Source organism: Acinetobacter sp. NIOH-H-8, from assembly GCF_046635365.1.
Classification (GTDB): domain Bacteria; phylum Pseudomonadota; class Gammaproteobacteria; order Pseudomonadales; family Moraxellaceae; genus Acinetobacter.
Window position 1 is genome coordinate 1 of record NZ_JBHDVN010000348.1, and the last position, 391, is coordinate 391.

1 protein-coding gene is annotated in these 391 nt (G+C 43.5%); it reads right to left on the minus strand.

Going from position 1 to position 391, the window contains the following annotated elements; all coding sequences use genetic code 11:
* A partial coding sequence (locus ACEWB7_RS18590; protein WP_411581174.1) for a nitrilase-related carbon-nitrogen hydrolase occupies positions 1–391 on the minus strand: 391 nt, incomplete at both ends.

Sequence of the window (391 nt, forward strand, 5' to 3'; positions counted from 1 at the left end):
GGCTTACCGACTTCATATGGAGAAGAGTTCAGTACCACCACAGTATCAACATTCAGCTGAGCCAGCTGTTGAACAACATTCAGAGACCATACATCTTCACAGATCAGTACTCCAAATTTATGACCGAGGTATTCAAATACCAGGTGTTGATGACCTTCATTAAAATAACGCTTCTCATCAAACACAGCATAGTTTGGTAAAGTCTGCTTGTTATAAATTCCCAATACCTGACCGTCTTTCATCACTGCAGCAGAGTTAAAACGCTGGCCATCTTCAGTCTGGTTGACAAAGCCAAAGACCATTACGATATCTTTGACTTGTGCCAGTTGGTCGAATGCCTGTTGGGTGCGTTTAGTCGAGCTTGGACGCAGAATCAAGTCATCTGCAGGGT